This window comes from Actinomadura chibensis NBRC 106107 (genome assembly GCF_001552135.1).
In the GTDB taxonomy this organism is placed as follows: Bacteria; Actinomycetota; Actinomycetes; order Streptosporangiales; family Streptosporangiaceae; genus Spirillospora; species Spirillospora chibensis.
The window spans coordinates 274,338-289,563 of sequence record NZ_BCQP01000004.1 but is presented as its reverse complement, the minus strand read 5'-3'; the positions used below and the strand labels follow the sequence as shown (position 1 = coordinate 289,563).

The 15,226-nt window shown below is 72.9% G+C and carries 16 protein-coding genes and 1 riboswitch; of the genes, 3 read left to right on the top strand and 13 right to left on the bottom strand.

Features of this window, described 5'->3' with window-relative positions:
• The first annotated feature begins 6 nt into the window (after positions 1–6).
• From ACH01S_RS03205 to ACH01S_RS03195, 3 genes are read left to right on the top strand one after another with little or no spacing between them, the layout of a single operon-like run.
• Entirely contained in the window at positions 7–1,299 is a 1,293-nt protein-coding gene (locus ACH01S_RS03205; RefSeq protein WP_067885090.1) for a sulfite oxidase, read from the top strand.
• Positions 1,300–1,329: 30 nt separating this feature from the next.
• A complete protein-coding gene (locus ACH01S_RS03200) occupies positions 1,330–2,730 on the top strand; it encodes a selenium-binding family protein (protein ID WP_067885088.1) in 1,401 nt (466 codons plus the stop codon).
• On the top strand, positions 2,727–3,365 hold the full coding sequence (locus ACH01S_RS03195; protein WP_067885086.1) for a hypothetical protein: 639 nt from the start codon (positions 2,727–2,729) through the stop codon (positions 3,363–3,365). Before ACH01S_RS03200 ends, ACH01S_RS03195 begins: the two co-directional genes overlap by 4 nt.
• Before the next feature lie 14 nt (positions 3,366–3,379).
• Here ACH01S_RS03195 and ACH01S_RS03190 read toward each other — a convergent pair whose 3' ends face one another.
• The 13 genes from ACH01S_RS03190 to ACH01S_RS03130 all read right to left on the bottom strand — a co-directional run bounded on the left by ACH01S_RS03190 (position 3,380) and on the right by ACH01S_RS03130 (position 15,219).
• Positions 3,380–3,844 carry a PH domain-containing protein gene (locus tag ACH01S_RS03190; RefSeq protein ID WP_067885084.1) on the bottom strand — a complete coding sequence of 155 codons (465 nt, stop codon included), beginning with the start codon at positions 3,842–3,844 and terminating at the stop codon, positions 3,380–3,382.
• An 11-nt stretch (positions 3,845–3,855) separates the two neighbouring features.
• Positions 3,856–4,731, bottom strand: coding sequence for an ATP phosphoribosyltransferase (gene hisG, locus ACH01S_RS03185; RefSeq protein ID WP_067885082.1), 876 nt, complete (start codon positions 4,729–4,731; stop codon positions 3,856–3,858).
• A gap of 123 nt (positions 4,732–4,854) precedes the next feature.
• Positions 4,855–5,361 (bottom strand): 6,7-dimethyl-8-ribityllumazine synthase, encoded by a 507-nt coding sequence (gene ribH, locus ACH01S_RS03180; RefSeq protein WP_067885080.1) that lies wholly within the window; start codon positions 5,359–5,361, stop codon positions 4,855–4,857.
• On the bottom strand, positions 5,358–6,587 hold the full coding sequence (locus ACH01S_RS03175; protein ID WP_067885078.1) for a bifunctional 3,4-dihydroxy-2-butanone-4-phosphate synthase/GTP cyclohydrolase II: 1,230 nt from the start codon (positions 6,585–6,587) through the stop codon (positions 5,358–5,360). The genes ribH and ACH01S_RS03175 overlap by 4 nt, the downstream gene beginning before the upstream one ends.
• Entirely contained in the window at positions 6,584–7,225 is a 642-nt protein-coding gene (locus ACH01S_RS03170; RefSeq protein WP_067885076.1) for a nicotinamide mononucleotide transporter family protein, read from the bottom strand. The genes ACH01S_RS03175 and ACH01S_RS03170 overlap by 4 nt, the downstream gene beginning before the upstream one ends.
• Complete coding sequence (locus tag ACH01S_RS03165) at positions 7,222–7,815, bottom strand: riboflavin synthase (protein WP_067885074.1); 594 nt, start codon at positions 7,813–7,815, stop codon at positions 7,222–7,224. Before ACH01S_RS03165 ends, ACH01S_RS03170 begins: the two co-directional genes overlap by 4 nt.
• A 73-nt stretch (positions 7,816–7,888) precedes the next feature.
• Positions 7,889–8,019: riboswitch (FMN riboswitch) on the bottom strand.
• 79 nt (positions 8,020–8,098) lie between these two features.
• Positions 8,099–8,746 carry an HAD-IA family hydrolase gene (locus ACH01S_RS03160; RefSeq protein WP_067885072.1) on the bottom strand — a complete coding sequence of 216 codons (648 nt, stop codon included), beginning with the start codon at positions 8,744–8,746 and terminating at the stop codon, positions 8,099–8,101.
• Complete coding sequence (gene rpe / locus ACH01S_RS03155; RefSeq protein WP_067885070.1) at positions 8,743–9,420, bottom strand: ribulose-phosphate 3-epimerase; 678 nt, start codon at positions 9,418–9,420, stop codon at positions 8,743–8,745. The genes ACH01S_RS03160 and rpe overlap by 4 nt, the downstream gene beginning before the upstream one ends.
• 12 nt (positions 9,421–9,432) lie before the next feature.
• Positions 9,433–10,380, bottom strand: coding sequence for a phosphatase PAP2 family protein (locus ACH01S_RS03150; protein ID WP_067885068.1), 948 nt, complete (start codon positions 10,378–10,380; stop codon positions 9,433–9,435).
• 13 nt (positions 10,381–10,393) lie between these two features.
• Positions 10,394–11,803 carry an RsmB/NOP family class I SAM-dependent RNA methyltransferase gene (locus tag ACH01S_RS03145; RefSeq protein WP_067885066.1) on the bottom strand — a complete coding sequence of 470 codons (1,410 nt, stop codon included), beginning with the start codon at positions 11,801–11,803 and terminating at the stop codon, positions 10,394–10,396.
• Complete coding sequence (gene fmt, locus ACH01S_RS03140; RefSeq protein ID WP_067885064.1) at positions 11,803–12,729, bottom strand: methionyl-tRNA formyltransferase; 927 nt, start codon at positions 12,727–12,729, stop codon at positions 11,803–11,805. The genes ACH01S_RS03145 and fmt overlap by 1 nt, the downstream gene beginning before the upstream one ends.
• Complete coding sequence (gene def / locus ACH01S_RS03135; protein WP_067885062.1) at positions 12,730–13,275, bottom strand: peptide deformylase; 546 nt, start codon at positions 13,273–13,275, stop codon at positions 12,730–12,732.
• Positions 13,276–13,410: 135 nt separating this feature from the next.
• Positions 13,411–15,219 carry a hypothetical protein gene (locus ACH01S_RS03130; protein ID WP_067885060.1) on the bottom strand — a complete coding sequence of 603 codons (1,809 nt, stop codon included), beginning with the start codon at positions 15,217–15,219 and terminating at the stop codon, positions 13,411–13,413.
• Positions 15,220–15,226: the final 7 nt, after the last annotated feature.

Below are 15,226 nucleotides of genomic sequence, written 5' to 3'. Positions count from 1 at the left end.
GGAGCCATGCGAACCGGTGACGGGAACGATCCCGACCTGACCGACGAGGCGACCTACGAGCGGGTGCGCGACCCGTCCCGGCGCGGGCTGCTGCGCCTGTCGGCGGGGGCCGGGCTGACCGCGGGGTTCGGCGGCGCCCTGCCCGCCGCGCTGCGCGCCGCCCCGGCGGCCGCCGCCCCGGCGGCGTTCAGCACGGCGGCCGCGACCGGGATCGTCAAGCCGCTGCCGCCGGAGCTGTTCATCGAGCACGGCACGAACGCCGAGACGCGCTGGGAGGCCATGCGCGGGATCGGCGACCTCACGCCCGTCGACCGCTTCTTCGTCCGCAACCACGTGTCCACACCGCTGATCGACGCGCGTACGTGGCGGCTCAAGCTGTGGGGCACCGGCCTGGCCGGGTCGCCGGGCGAGGACCGTCCGATCGTGTTCTCCTACGACGACCTCCTCGGATTCCCCTCCGAGACCATCACGTCGTTCATCGAATGTACGGGCAACGGGCGCGGCTTCTACGCGTCCCAGCAGGGGCAGGAGGTCTCGGGGACGCCGTGGAGGCTCGGGGCGGTCGGCGTCGCGCGGTGGCGCGGCGTCCGGCTGTCGGCGGTGCTGCGGCGCGCAGGTATTACCCGCGCGGCCGTGGACATCATGCCCCGCGGGTTGGACGCTGACTACGTGGACAAGGGCGAGAACCTCGGGCGGGTGCGGCGCCCCCTTCCCGTCGCGAAGGCGATGAAGGACGTCCTGCTCGCCTACGAGATGAACGGCGCCCCGCTGCCGCCCGACCACGGCCACCCCGTCCGCCTGGTGGTGCCGTCGTGGGTGGGCATCGCGTCCATCAAGTGGCTCGGCGACATCCAGGTGTCGGACGCGCCGCTCTACTCGCCGTGGAACACGCGCTACTACCGCCTGTTCGGCCCCGCCTACCCCGAGGGCGGGACGGCCCCGCTGACCCGCATGAACGTCAAGTCCGCGTTCGAGCTGCCCTGGGACGGAACGCTCCCGGCGGCGCGCCGGCACGTCCTGCACGGCCGGTCCTGGTCGGGCGGCGGGCGGGTGCGGCGCGTCGAGGTCAGCGACGACGGCGGCCGGACGTGGCGCCCCGCGCGCGCCCTCGACCGGCACCCGAACCCGCGCGGCTGGGTCCGCTGGGAGTTCCCGTGGCACCCGCGGCGCCCCGGCCGGTACGAGCTGCTCGCCCGGGCCACCGACGAGACCGGCGCGGCGCAGCCGGCGACCGTCCCCTACAACACGCTCGGCTATCTGTTCGGCGCCGTCGTACGGCACCCGGTCACGCTCATCTGAAACCCCGTCCGAAAGGCCGAAAGGAACCCCATGGCACTGTGGAAGCCGGACCCGACCTTCTACGCCTCGCCGCGCGACGCCGCGTCCGCGCCCGCCGAGAAGCTGGCGTACGTCGCCGCGTTCGACCGGGCCGCCGAGAAACCGGACGCGATCGCCGTGCTGGACGTCGACCCGGGCTCCGCCTCCTACGGTTCCGTGGTGGGCTGGACCGAGCTGCCCTACCTCGGCGACGAGCTGCACCACTTCGGCTGGAACGCGTGCAGCAGCGCGCTCTGCCCGGGCTCGCCGCACCCGCACGTGGAGCGGCGGTACCTGATCGTCCCGGGGCTGCGGTCGTCGCGGATCTATGTGATCGACACGAAGGACGACCCCGTCGCACCCAAGATCGTCAAGGTGCTGGAGGCCGACGAGCTGGCGAAGCGCGCCGGGTACTCGCGCCCGCACACCGTCCACTGCGGGCCCGAGGGCCTCTACCTGACGGCGCTCGGCGGCGCGAACGGCGAGGACGGGCCGGGCGGCATCGCCCTGCTCGACCACTCCTCGTTCGAGGTGCTCGGGCGCTGGGAGGTCGACCGCGGCCCGCAGTACTACGCCTACGACGCCTGGTGGCACATCGCGCACGACGTGCTCGTGTCGTCGGAGTGGGGCACGCCGTCGATGGTCGAGGACGGCGTCGTCGGCGAGCTGCTGCTCGGCCGCAAGTACGGGCACTCGCTGAACTTCTTCGACCTGCGCAAGCGCAAGCACGTCCAGACCGTGGACCTTGGGGACGAGCACCAGATGGTGCTCGAACTCCGTCCGGCGCACGACCCGACCAAGCAGTACGGGTTCGTGGGCGTGGTCGTCAGCGTCGAGGACCTGTCGGCCTCGGTGTGGGTGTGGCACCGCGACGGCGACGCGTGGGCGGCGAAGAAGGTCATCACCATCCCGGCCGAGCCCGCCGACGCCGCCGACCTGCCGCCGGTGATCCAGCCGTTCGGGGCGGTGCCGCCGCTCGTCACCGACATCGACCTGTCCGTGGACGACCAGTGGCTGTACGTCTCCTGCTGGGGCACGGGCGAGCTGAAGCGCTACGACGTCAGCGACCCGTTCAACCCGGTCGAGGCGGGCTCGGTGCGGATCGGCGGCATCGTGAACCGCACTCCGCACCCGGCGGCGCCCGACCGGCGCCTCGCCGGCGGGCCGCAGATGGTCGAGGTCAGCCGCGACGGCAAGCGCGTCTACGTCACCAACTCGCTGTACGGCGCCTGGGACGACCAGTTCTACCCGGACGGCGTCGGCGCGTGGATGGCGAAGCTCGACTCCACGGCGGACGGGTTCGCCTTCGACGAGCGGTTCTTCCCGAACGGGGACGACTTCCGGGGCCTGCGCCCGCACCAGACGCGGCTGCAGGGCGGCGACGCGTCCTCGGACTCCTACTGCTACCCGTGACCGACGGGTCGCTCGCCGCCCTGGTGGCGCTCGGCGCGTTCCACGGGCTGAACCCCGCCATGGGCTGGCTGTTCGCGGTGGCCCGCGGCTTCCAGGAGCGGAGCCGCTCGCTCGTCCTGCAGTCGCTTCCCGCGATCGCCGCGGGCCACGCCGCCTCCGTCGGCGCCGTCGCCGTCCTCATCGCGCTGACCAGCTCGGTCGTCGCGACGCAGGCCGTCGCGATCGGCGGCGGCGTCGTCCTCGTCGGGTTCGGCCTGTGGCGGCTGCTGTCCAAGCGGCACTTCCGCTGGGTCGGCATGCGGATCTCGCTGTGGCAGCTCGCCGGATGGTCGTTCCTGATGTCGTCGGTGCACGGCGCCGGGCTGATGCTGCTGCCCGTGCTCACCTCGACGGGGACGGCCCCGGCGGGCCACGACCACGGGCTGGCGGCGTCGTCCGGCAGCGCGCTGTCCACGGGCGTGTTCGTCACCGCCGTGCACACCCTGGCGATGTTCACCGTCGCGGGCGTCATCGCCGTCGTCGTCTACGAGGTCGTCGGGCTGGCGATCCTGCGCCGGGCCTGGTTCAACCTCGACCGGCTGTGGGCCGCCGCCCTCATCACCGCCGGGACCGTCACGCTCCTGACCGCCCTCTAGGAGCGGGCGGGTCGTCAGGCCGGGTCGGGCGCCTCGCCGCGGGCGCGCAGGAGGGCGCGCAGCTCGGCGAGCTGGCGGGCGGCGAGCGCCTTCTCGGCGCCGTTGATGCCCATCGCGCCGATGGACGTGCCGTCCGCCAGGTCGAGCGTCGGCCACGGGTCGCCCACGGTCATGGACACGCCGAGCACCTCCGGCCACTCCAGGCGGCGGGTGCGGAACGCGTTCACCACCGTCAGGCCCGACTCGTCGGCCGCCACGCGGCACCGGGCGAGCATGTGCAGCACCCACCCGATCAGCACCCCGAACGCGATCATCAGGGCGCGGTCGAACGCCTTGAACTGCGGCGCCACCAGCGCGGCGAGCGCGATCAGGCCAAGCATGATCACGCCCGCCGTGAGGTAGGCGACGAGCCGCGTAGTGCGGGGCCGCCAGACGGTCGGCAGCGCCGGCGGCTCGCTCGACGATCTCTGTTCGGTCAACGCGCCCCGGCTCAGTCGACGATCTTGGCGATGGGGATTTCGAGGATGTCGTGCGCGCCCGCCGCCTTCAGCGCCGGGATCAGCGTGTTCACCCCGCGCTTGGCGACCACCGACTCGACCGCGTTCGACTCCCCGCCCGCCAGCGACGTCACCGTCGGCGACGACATCGACGGCATGATGTCCAGCACGTTCTGCAGGTCGGCCTGCGCGACGTTCAGCTTCAGCAGGACGTTGCCCCGCGCGCGGATCACGCCCTGCAGCAGGAGGGCGATGTCCTCCATCGCGGCGCGCTTCTCGGCGTCCTCGTACGCCTCGCGGTTGGCGACCAGCTCGGTGTAGCTCGTCAGGAGCGTGTCGAGGATGCGCAGGCCGTTCTTGCGCAGCGACGAGCCCGTCTCGGTGAGGTCGACGATCGCGTCCACGATGTCGGGGACCTTCGCCTCGGTCGCGCCGTAGGACGGGACGACCGTCGCCTTCACCCCGTGCTTGTCGAGGAACCGCTTCGTCATCGCCGGGAACTCGGTGGAGATCCGCACGCCCTCCGGCAGGTCGGACACCCGCTGCCAGGGCGCGCCGTCCGGCACCGCCATGATCACGCGGACCGGGTTGGACGTCGCCTTGGAGTACTTCAGCTCGCCGAGGCTCACCACGTCCGAGTCGGTCTCGGTGATCCAGTCGCGGCCGGTGATGCCGAGGTCGAACAGGCCCTGTTCGAGGTAGGTCGGGATCTCCTGCGGGCGCAGCACCCGGACGCGGTCGATCCGCGGGTCGTCGATGGACGCGCGGTAGTCGCGGTCCGACGCCCGCTGGACGGTGAGGTCCGCCGCGTCGAACAACTGCATGGTCGCCTTCTCCAGCGACCCCTTGGGCAGGACGAGTGACAGCACGGAAACGCCTTTCGATGAGGATTGGACGGGATTCAACCCGGAGAAACCGGAGCGTGAGACAGAGCCAGCGGCCCTGGACCCCTACATATGCGCGAGTCATTCAGGGACGGAGCCCCTGGACCCCTACATATGCTCCAAGCCGTGTCCGGCGTGACCGTGATGCCGCAGACCTCGCAGGGTCAGTGCCGTGTCGAGTGCGGCCACAGTCGCCTCCCATCCCTTGTCCTCGGAGCTGCCCGGCAGCCCGCTGCGTTCGATCGCCTGCTCAATGGTGTCACATGTGAGGACCCCGTTGCCCACCGGAGTCGACTCGTCCAGCGCGATACGTGTCACGCCCGCGGTCACGGAGTCGCAAACGTAGTCGAAGTGGGCGGTCGCCCCCCGGATCACGGCGCCGAGGCAGACGACCGCGTCGAGATCGCGGGCGAGCTGCTGGGCCACCACGGGCAGCTCAAGCGCGCCCGCGACGCGGGCGACGACCGGCTGGTCGACGCCGCACGCCTTCGCCGCCGCCAGGGACCGCTCCAGGAGCTGGTCGGTGATCTTCGCGTGCCAGCGGGTGCAGACGATCCCGAGCGTGACGCCGGACGCGTCGACGGTGATGTCCTCGGGGCGTCCCGCGCCGCTCATGAGAGTCCCTCGATCTGGTGTCCGAGACGGTCGCGCTTGACCGTCAGGTAGCGCCGGTTGTGCTCGGTGACGACGACGGGCATGGCCTCGCGTCCGCGCACCTCCAGGCCGAACCCGTCCAGGCCCCGGAGTTTCTCGGGGTTGTTGGTGAGCACCCGGATGGAGCGTACGCCGAGCTCACGCAGCATATGCGCCGCGTTGGAGTACTCGCGCGCGTCGGCGGGCAGCCCCAGCTCCAGGTTGGCGTCGACGGTGTCGGACCCGTTGTCCTGGAGGGCGTACGCCTGGAGCTTGGCGAGCAGGCCGATGCCGCGTCCCTCGTGCCCGCGCAGGTACAGGACGACCCCCCGCCCCTCTTCCGCGATACGTTCCATCGCGGCGTCGAGCTGGGTGCCGCAGTCGCAGCGCTCGGAGTGCAGGACGTCCCCGGTGAGGCACTCCGAATGGGCGCGGACCAGGACGTTCTCGCCGTCGCCGACGTCCCCGAGGACGAGCGCGACGTGCTCGCCGCCGTCCACCGCGCTGGAGAAGCCGACCGCCCGCCACATCCCGTACCGGTTCGGCAGGCGCGTCTCGACGACGCGGGTGACCATCGGCTCCGTGCGCCTGCGGTACTCGGCGAGCTGCTCGATGGAGATGAGCCTGAGCCGGTGCTCCTTGGCGAAGACCTGGAGTTCCGGGAGGCGCGCCATGGTGCCGTCCTCGTTGACCACCTCGGCGAGGACGCCCGCCGGGGCGAGCCCGGCCAGCCGGGCGAGGTCGACGGCCGCCTCGGTGTGCCCCCTGCGGCGCAGCACCCCGCCCTCGTGGTAGCGCAGCGGGAAGATGTGCCCCGGCCGGACGAGGTCGCGGGGCTCGGACGCGGAGTCGCACAGGGTGCGGATCGTCCGGGCCCGGTCGGCGGCGGAGATGCCGGTGGTGACGCCGAGCCGAGCGTCCACGCTGACCGTGTACGCGGTGCGCATGCGCTCGCCGTTCTGCGCCGTCATCAGCGGGATCTGCAGCCGGTCGAGGTCGGCCCCCTCCATCGGGACGCAGATCACGCCGCTCGTGTAGCGGATCGTGAACGTCAGCAGCTCGGGGGTCGCCTTCGCGGCGGCGAAGATGATGTCGCCCTCGTTCTCGCGGTCCTCGTCGTCCACGACCACGACGGGCCTGCCCGCCGCGATGTCGGCGACCGCCGACTCGATGGAGTCGAAGATCCCTGTGTCGTCGCCGCCGTTCATGCGGTCACCGCCTTCTGCCTTGGCACCTGCGCGCCCCGGGACTCCCGGAGCCAGTTCCTGAACCCGACCATCACCATCACGAAGAAGATCCCGTAGACCGCGCCGGAGACGTACAGCCCCGACTTGAGCGCCAGCGGCACCCCGACCAGGTCGACCAGGACCCAGACCACCCAGAAGTCGACCAGCGCGCGGCTCTGCGCGAACGTCGCGACCGCGCTGCCGACGAAGATGTAGGCGTTCGCCCAGGGCGACCACGCGATCTTGAGCCACTCCAGGTGGACGAACAGCTCGGCCACCGCGGCCGTCCCGACCAGCAGCGCGCCGACGAGCACGGCGCGCTCCATGGGCGTCGCCTGCCGGACGACCAGCCCGTGGGCCTGCCGCCGTCCGCGGGCCCACATGGCCCACCCGTACAGGGCGAGGCCGCAGAACAGCACCTGCTTGAGAGCGTTCCCGGGGACGTGCGCGTGCAGCGACGCGGCGAGCAGGAGGAGGGCGCCCGCGAACTGGACGGGCCACGTCCACAGCGTCTTGCGCATCGCGAGCCAGACCACGGCGAGCGAGAGGACGTTCCCGACGAGGTCCGTCCAGAGGACGTGCTCGCCGAACACCTCGAACCCGGCGCCGAGCCAGTTCACGACCGGTCACCCAGCATGCGTTCGACGTACTTGGCGACGACGTCCACTTCGAGGTTCACGGGGTCGCCCGGCTGCTTGTGGCCGAGCGTGGTGAGCGCGAGCGTCGTCGGGATGAGGGCGACGCTGAACCGGTCGGCCCCGGCCTCCACCACGGTGAGGCTGATGCCGTCCACGGTGATCGAGCCCTTGTCGACCAGGTAGCGGCTCAGCTCCGGCGGGAGCGACACGGTGACGACGTCCCACCGCTCCCCCGGCTCCCGGGACACGATCTCGCCGACGCCGTCGACATGCCCCTGGACGAGGTGCCCGCCGAGCCGGTCGGAGAGCCGCACGGGCCGTTCCAGGTTCACCTTCGACCCGGGTTCCAGCGCGCCGAGGCTCGACTTGTCGAGGGTCTCCTTGATGACGTCGGCGGCGAAGACCTCGCCCTTGACTTCGACGACGGTGAGACAGACGCCGTTGACGGCGATCGACGCGCCGTGCACGGCGTCCTGGACGACGAGCGGGCCGCGTACCGCGAGCCTGACCGAGTCGCCCGCGGTCTCGATCGCCACGATCTCGCCGAGCTCCTCGACGATGCCGGTGAACATCTCCCGGGCCTCCCATCCAAGGCTCCGGGGAACGCACAAATGCACCGACACCACGCCCCTGGCAAGGGGCGTGCCGCGCGCTGCCTCCCATCCGGACTTTCACCGTCGGTCCCGGAGTTCCACCGGGTCAACCGGCCGATGGACTCGGCCGGGTCGCGGACTGTCACCGCCGGTTCGGAATTTCACCGACCCCGGAGCACGCTTTCATGCTTGCCAACCAGTGTGCCATGCGATGCATTCCCGCCCGGTGTGACCATCGCCACGAAACGTGGCCGGGCGTCCGCTACGCCGGTCCCGCCGGGACGACGCGCAGGCCGGACGGGGTGGCGGTCACGCGGGTCAGGTCGTCCACGATGTGGTGGGCCCCGGTCAGCGCCTCCCGGGGATGGCTGGTGAGGACCGCGACGACCGTCGCCCCGGCGGCGCGGCCCGCCGCTACGCCCGCGGGGGCGTCCTCGATCACGACGCACGCGGACGGGTCGACGCCCAGGCGCCGTGCGGCCTGGCGGTAGCCGGACGGGTCGGGTTTCCCGTCCGGGACGTCCTCGGCGGTCACCACCACCTGCGGGAGGGGCACCCCGGCCACGCCGGAGCGCACCTTCAGTTGGGCCCTGTCCATGGAGGTGACGAACGCGTAGGGCAGGCCGCTCATATTCGCTAGAAGGTCGACGGCTCCGGGCAGGGCGGTGATGCCTTCGGTGCCCTTCGCCTCCAGTTCCTCCAGGCGGGCGGTGGCGTCGGCGACCTGGTCCGCCGGGAGGAAGTCGGCCACGCGGTCGCCGGTGCGGCGTCCGTGGGCGTCGGAGAGGAACTCGTCCGGGTCGATGCCGTACTCGGCGCCCCATTCGCGGGCGGCGCGTTCGATGAGGGGCGTGGAGTCCACGAGGGTGCCGTCCACGTCGAACAGGACGGCGGCGCAGGAGAGGATCACCAGCCCGCCTTCGCGGTCGCGTCCTCGGCCTGGCCGCGCAGGCGGCGGACGGCCTCGGCCGGGTCGTCCGCGCCGTAGACGGCGCTGCCCGCGACGAACACGTCCGCGCCCGCCTCGGCGCACCGCTCGATCGTCTCCGCGCTGACGCCGCCGTCCACCTGCAGCCAGACGGGCAGGTCGCGGCCCTTGATCAGCTCGCGGGCGCGGCGGACCTTCGGCAGGACGACGTCCAGGAACTTCTGCCCGCCGAACCCGGGCTCGACCGTCATGAGGAGCAGCATGTCGATCTCGCCGAGGAGGTCGGCGAAGCCGTCCACGGGGGTGGCCGGGTTGACGCCGAGGCCCGCGCGCGCGCCCGCGGCGCGGATGGCGCGCAGGGTGCGGATCGGCGCCTTCGCCGCCTCGGCGTGGATGGTGACGCTCTTCGCCCCGGCCTCGGCGTACTCGGGGGCCCAGCGGTCCGGGTCCTCGATCATCAGATGGCAGTCGAGCGGCAGCGGGCTGTGCTTCAGCAGCGCCTGGACGACGGGCAGCCCCAGGGTGAGGTTCGGGACGAAGTGGTTGTCCATGACGTCGACGTGGACCCAGTCGGCGGAGTCGGCGATGCGCTCGACGTCCTCGGCCAGTCGGGCGAAGTCGGCGGACAGGATGCTGGGTGCGATCTGAGGTGCCATGATGCCCCGAGTCTATTGGGGCCTATCGGCGCGTTCCTCCCGCCCGCCACCGGGCCGAGTGAGTGCGGGGGCGGGCCTCGCGGCCAGTCCGAGCCGGACGAACGCCTCCGGCGCCCCCGCCGTGACCCAGAGCCCGAGCACCGCTTGGACGATGAACCCCTGGACGAGGTGGTTTCCGCCGAACAGGCTCACGATGGCGGCCCCCGCCATGCCCACGGGAACGCGCGCGACCCGGCGCCAGAGGTCTCCGCCCGGGTCGAACCAGCCTCGGGCGGCGAGCAGGGACAGCCCCGCGAGGACGCCGAAGAGGCCGCCCGCGGCCTTGGCCGATTCGACCAGGTCGAGGGGTTCGAGGTGGCCTCCCGCCGCGTGGATGGCGTGGACCCAGGCGTCCGGCCAGTGCCAGCCTTGGAGCGGCCGCAGCGCGCCCCAGGCCGCCGTCAGCAGCAGCAGGGAGATCGCCAGGGCGAGTGCGGTCTGCACGGCGAGATGACGCCGCGCCCACCACGGGACGACGATCGGCTCCAATCCGAGGGCGGCCACCAGGATGGCGAGTCCGATGGCCCACCCGCCGAGGACCTGCCCGACCGAGTGGACCCCGAGGTAGACCCGCGACACCCCGATCAGGACCACGAGGGCCGCCGCACCCGTCCAGACGTACCAGCGCCGGGTCTGGACGGCGAAGAAGCCCCAGAACACGGGTGCGTTCTGGGAATGGCCGGACGGCATCCCGAACGACGACAGCGACTCCCTGCCCTTGACCGAGGGGTCCGTCCAGTAGGGACGGGGCGCGTGGAAGACGAGCTTGAGCAACGCGTTGAGAAACGCGCCGAACAGCAAGACGACCGCGACCCGCGCGGCGAGGCGCGGGGCCGCGCACCAGAAGAGGACCACCAGCACCGGGAGATAGAACGCCGCGCTGCCCAGGAACGACATGACATGCATGAAGTCGGTCAGCACGGATCCCCCGGGGTCAGGTGCGACGTAGGAGCGCCAGGAACATCGCGTCAGTGCCGTGCCGGTGAGGCCAGAACTGCGCGTCCGGGCCGTCGCCAAGGCCGGTGAGGTCTGGGGCGATGGACGTCAGCACGGCCGGTGCGTCGAGCCGTTCGACGTCGCCGCCGCGGTCGCGCAGGACGCCGTCCACCACGGCGCGGGTCTCGGCCAGGTGGGGCGAGCAGGTGACGTAGGCGACGACGCCGCCGGGGCGGACGGCCTCCAGGGCGGCGGCGAGGAGGCCGCGCTGCAGGACGCCCAGCTCGGCGACCGCCTCCGGGCCGCGCCGCCAGCGCGCCTCCGGGCGGCGGCGGAGCGCGCCGAGGCCGGTGCAGGGCGCGTCGAGCATGACCCGGTCGAACGACGCGGGCCGCCAGGCGGGCGCGGTGCCGTCGGCGGCGACGACCCCGGCGCGGTCGTCGACGGCGCGCCGGACGAGCCCCGCGCGGTGCGGCTGGACGTCGGCCGCGAGCAGCCGGGCGTCCCGCTCGGTGGCGAGCGCCGAGAGCAGGCCCGCCTTGCCGCCCGGCCCTGCGCAGAGGTCGGCCCAGCGGGCGTCGGGTCCGTCCAGGGGCGCTTCGGTGAGGGCCAGGGCGACCATCTGGCTGGCCTCGTCCTGGACGGCGGCGCGTCCTTCCCGGACGGCGGCGAGCGCGGCCGGGTCGCCCTCGCGCAGGAGGGCGGCGTAGGGCGAGTACTGGGCGGGCTCCGCGCCCGCGTCGCGCAGCTCTTCGACGGTGGCCCGCCCGGGGCGCGCGACCAGGGTGACGCGCGGGCGGGCGTTGTCGGCGGCCAGCAGCTCGTCGATCTCGCCTTCGCCGACCGCGTCGCGCAGGGCGGAGACGATCCACTTCGGGTGGCTGTGCCGGATGGACAGGCGGGACGTCGGGTCGGCGTCGGCGGGCGCGACGATCTCCAGCCAGGAGTCCATGTCGCGGGTGGCGACCTTGCGGAGCACCGCGTTGGCGAACTTGGCCTGGCCCGGGCCGGAGACGGAGCGGGCCAGCTCGACCGCCGTCCCGACCGCCGCGTGCGGCGGGATGCGGGTGCCGAGCAGCTGGTGGGCGCCGAGGCGGAGGACGTCCAGGAGCGGGGCGTCGATGCGGCGCAGCTCGCGGTCGCTGCACAGCGCGAGCACCGCGTCGTAGGTGCCGCGGCCGCGCAGGGTGCCGTAGGTGAGTTCGGTGGCGAGGGCGGCGTCGCGTCCGGTCAGGTTCCGGTCGCGCAGCCGCGCGGGCAGCAGGAGGTTGGCGTAGGCGTCGCGGGTCTCGACGGCGCGGATCACGTCGAACGCGGTGCGGCGGACGAGGTCCTGCGGGCGCCCGGTCTTGCGGGGGCCGCCCGGCCTGCGGTTCTGGGTGTGTCGGCGATTCCGGCTCGGCGGCATCAGTGCAGCGCGTCCTTGCCGATGAGGTTGACGCCGCGGATCCAGTCGGCGGCGGCCATGCCGCGCTTGCCCTGCGGCTGGACCTCGCCGAGCGCGACGGGATGCGTGGCCGTCCCTACCAGCACCTCGTTCTTGCCTGGCAGCAGCGCCCCGGGCGACAGGGTCTCGGCGTCCGGCACCGGGCGGACCGGTCCGAGCTTGAGGCGGGTGTCGCGGAAGTTGGTCCACGCGCCGGGCGCGGGGGTGCAGGCCCGGATCAGGCGGTCGATGTGCAGGGCGGGGCTGTTCCAGTCGACGTGGCCGTCCTCCGGCGTCAGCTTCGCCGCGTGGGACACGCCCTCCGTCGGCTGGGGCCGCGGTTCCAGGACGCCCGCCTCGATCCCGTTCATCGTGTCGAGCAGCAGGCTCGCCCCGGCCTCGGCCAGGCGGCCCAGCAGGTCGCCCGTGGTGTCGGTCGGTTTGATCGGCTCGGTGAGGACGCCGTAGACCGGGCCCGTGTCGAGTCCCTCCTCGATCTGGAAGGTGGCCGCGCCGGTGACGTCGTCGCCGTGCAGGATCGCGCGCTGCACCGGGGCGGCGCCGCGCCAGGCGGGCAGCAGCGAGAAGTGCAGGTTCACCCAGCCGTGCCGGGGGATGTCGAGCGCCTCGCGGGGCAGCAGCGCCCCGTAGGCGACGACCGGGCAGCAGTCGGGCGCGATCTCGCGGAGCCGGTCGAGGAACTCCGGGTCGCGCGCCTTGGCGGGCTTGAGCACCTCGACGCCCGCCTCCGTGGCCAGGGACGCGACCGGGCTGGCGCTGAGACGGCGCCCACGGCCCGAACGCCCGTCCGGGCGGGTGACGACCGCCACCACCTCGTGCGAGGACTCCAGAAGCGCTCTGAGGGCCGGGAGGGCGGTCTCGGGGGTGCCCGCGAACACGAGCCGCATCTAGATCGCCTTCCCGAAGGTGCGGTGCGGCGACTCCTTGACGACCGGCGCCGTGTCGCCGAACCACTCGGCCTGCCTGATCGCCTTCATCGCGGCCTTGCGCTGCTCCGGGTCCATCCGGTCGATGAAGATGACGCCGTCGAGGTGGTCGGTCTCGTGCTGGACGCAGCGGGCCAGCAGGTGCGTGCCCTCCAGCGTGATCGGCTCCCCGTGCATGTTGAAGCCCTTCGCCACGGCGCGGACGGCGCGCGCGGTGGGGAACGACAGGCCGGGCAGGGACAGGCAGCCCTCGTCGTCGGTCTCCTGCTCGTCCGACAGGTCCAGGGTGGGGTTGACCACGTGCCCCAGCCGGTCGTCGACGTAGTAGGTGAACACCCGCAGGCCCACGCCGAGCTGCGGTGCGGCGAGGCCGACCCCGGGAGCGTCGATCATCGTGTCGGTGAGGTCCTTGACGAGCTGGCGCAGCTCCTTGTCGAAGTCCTTCACCGGCTCCGCGGGCGTGCGCAGCACGGGGTCGCCGAAGAGGCGGATGGGCTTGACGGCCAACGAGGACTCCGTTTCGTACGAGGTTTCCTGAGGGATTCCCGGGACGGTCTCCAGGGGACGGGACGATCCCTCCAGTTTACGGAGACGTCCCAGAGAGCTTGACACTCCGCGACCCGCTCGGCGGCACGGGACGCGTCACACCCCGCGCCGCGCCGCCTGGTGCGCGGACCGCGCCTTGTAGGCGGCGGTGCGCGCGGCCTTGGCGGTCGCCCTGTCGGGATGGTGCGCGCCCAGGGCCTCCAGTACGTCGGCCACGCCGGGATGGTCGGTGCGCCACAGCTCGTCGACCATCTCCTCCATCTCCGCTCCCGGCGGGGTGTCGGCGAGGGCCGCCTCCACCGCCTCTTCGGGTTCGGCGGTCTCCAGCATCCCGGCGACGGTGTCGACGAACACCCAGAGGTACTCCTCGCGGGCGAGCTCCCGTCCGGACGGGTCGCCGGTGGCGTTCAGCCAGAGCGCGGCGTAGGGCGATACGAGCGGATGCTCCTGCGCGGCGCGGACGACCGGGGCCGCCTCCGGGCCGATGCGGTGCAGGACGGCGGCGGCGAGGTTGCGCGCGCCGGGCCCGCCGGTCCGCATGACGTCCAGGAGGTCGGCGGCGGCGTCCTTCGGGTCGTGGCGGGCGAGCCAGCCGTCGACCTCCTCGTCGGCGGCGTCGGGCCGGTACCAGGTGAGCCCCGCGATGAGGTCGGACGCGCGGGCCTTGGCCAGTTCGCCGATGACGGGGGCGGTGAACCCGTCCGCCAGCAGCAGCTCGCGCACCGCCCACACGCCGAGCGGCGTCAGGGCCCGCCCCTCTCCGGCCTCCTCGACCACGCCCCATTCCCCGAGCGTGGCCAGTTCGAGGTGGAAGGCGTCCGTCACCAGGGCGGTCATGGCCTCCGAGTCGCCGAGGTCGTACGCCTCGTCGACGTGTTCGAGCAGGGCGCCGACGAGCGTTTCGGGCTCGGTCGGCTCCTCCTGCTCGTACAGGTGGATGAGCACGCCGGTCAGCTCGTTCTGGACGAGTTCCACCGCGTCCAGGCCGTCGGCGTAGTCGTGCCCCGGGACGACCAGCGCCTCGAACAGGGGCAGCCAGGCGGCCAGCAGGGTCGAGTCGTCACCGGAGCGGAGACCGTCCAAGGACGGACCCGGGGCGGCCCTCCCCTGCTCGGCGGCGATGACCTTCGCCTCGACGGCGGCCCACCAGAGCCTTTCGAGTTCGCCCGCGTCCTCCATCGCGCCGTGGCGGCGCGGGGTCCGCAGCCCCATGGCGAGGGCGGCGGCCTCGGCGTCGGCCTCCGTGAGCGTGTCGTGCTCGGTGAGGGCCCGCTCGCCCGTCCATTCGGCCAGGGCGAGGACGTTCTCCGTCAGCCGCGAGTGGCGCACGGCGTCGGCCAGGTCCGCCGCGGGGGCGAGCCGGACGGGCGGGACGACCAGCTCCTCCGCCTGCCGGAGGTACCCCTCCGTGCGGGCGTAGCGCTCGTCCTCCGGCAGGGCCTCGAACTCGCGGACCCACGCGTCGACCGCGTCCTGGTCGTCCAGGGAGACGCCGTCCGCCTGCATCAGCCCGCCGATGACCTCTGCGGCCGCCTGGCGCTCCTCTGTGTCGACCTCCGCGACGAGGTCGGCGAACTCGGGGCCGGTACGGTCGAGCTCCGCCGTCAGGGCGGCGGCGTCCTCCGCGGTGACGGCCCCCGTGTCGTCCAGGTAGGCGATGATCCGGCGGAGCGCCTCCAGGACCGTGGGGACGTCCTCGCGGCCGGCCACCACCGACTCGGGGAACACGCCGAGCAGCAGCTCGCGCAGTTGCTCCGGGGTCAGCGCGTCCGGGCCCGGCAGGCCCATCTCGTCCCGCACGAGCTCCAGCAGGATGCGGGTCCCCTGCTCGTCCAGCGCCTCGTCGCGCTCGTCCGCCCATCGCCGCAGGTCGCCCGCGATGGTCTCCACCCAGTTGTCGGCCACGCGAGAA